This is a genomic window from Variovorax sp. 22077 (assembly GCF_052044195.1).
Taxonomy (GTDB): Bacteria; Pseudomonadota; Gammaproteobacteria; order Burkholderiales; family Burkholderiaceae_C; genus Variovorax; species Variovorax atrisoli.
Window position 1 is genome coordinate 1 of sequence record NZ_JBQEQC010000075.1, and the last position, 1,250, is coordinate 1,250.

Here is a 1,250-nt window from a genome sequence, read left to right on the forward strand (position 1 = left end):
CGATCTCCCCCAGCTCGATGCGGAAGCCCCGCACCTTCACCTGGTGGTCGATCCGGCCCAGGTACTCCAGCTGGCCCTCGTTGTTCCACCGCACCAGGTCCCCCGTGCGGTACAGGCGCTGCCCCTTCTCTGTTGCGATGAAGCGCTCCGCGGTCAAGGCGGCTCGCTTCAGGTACCCCCGCGCCAACCCCTCCCCACTGACATACAGCTCCCCCGCCACCCCCTGCGGCACGGGCCCCAGCTGCCCATCCAGCACCTGCATCCCCAGGTCCGGGATCGCCACACCCACCGGACTGCGCTGCTGACCCAGGTCCGCCCGCGTGATGCGCCGGTAGGTCACGTGCACCGTCGTCTCGGTGATGCCGTACATGTTGATCAGCTGCGGGCTGCCGTCCCCGTAGCGCTCGATCCAGGGCCTCAGCCGCTGCGGGTCCAGCGCCTCGCCTCCGAAGATTACCGCGCGCAGCGCCAATCCTCCCTCCAGCGCCTGCGGCAGTGCCACCAGCTGCCCAAAGGCCGATGGTGTCTGGTTCAGGATGCTCACGCGCTGCGCGCGCAGCAGCTGCAGGAAGTCCTCCGGCGAGCGGCTCACCCAGAACGGCACGACCACCAGCTTGCCCCCGGTGCACAGCGCTCCGAAGATCTCCCACACCGAGAAATCGAAGGCGTAGGAGTGGAACATCGTCCAGACATCGTCCGGCGAGAAGTCGAACCAGTGCTGCGTGGCATCCAGCAGTCGCGTCACGTTGCGATGGCACAGCTGCGCGCCCTTGGGGCGGCCTGTGGAGCCCGATGTGTAGATGACGTAGGCCAGGTTCTCGCCGTGCAGCGCGACCTGCGGGTTGCCGTCGGGCTCGGACGCGGTATCGAGCGTGTCGAGCGGCAGCACCTGGAGTGATTCAGCTCCGGGCAGTGCGCCCAGGTGGCTCTGGGTCAGCAGCAGCTCGATGCCGCTGTCTTGCACCATGTAGGACAGGCGGTCCGCCGGGTACTCGGGGTCCAGGGGCACGTAGGCACCACCGGCCTTGAGCACCGCCAGGATACCCACCACCATCTCGATGGAGCGTTCCACCGCGATGCCCACCCGGCTCTCGGGCTTCACGCCCAGGGCGATCAGGCGGTGGGCCAGGCGATTCGCCTTCGCGTTGAGTTCGCCGTAGCTCAGGGACTCATCGCCGAAGACCAGTGCAGTGGCATCCGGATGCTGCGCCGCCTCGCGCTCTATACGGCTGTGGATCGGGTCGCCGACT

Annotated in this window: 1 protein-coding gene; it reads right to left on the reverse strand. The window is 67.8% G+C overall.

Annotated elements, in window-relative coordinates; genetic code table 11:
* The coding region (locus ACTJLF_RS34540; protein WP_440884890.1) for an amino acid adenylation domain-containing protein at nt 1–1,250 on the reverse strand (1,250 nt) is incomplete at both ends.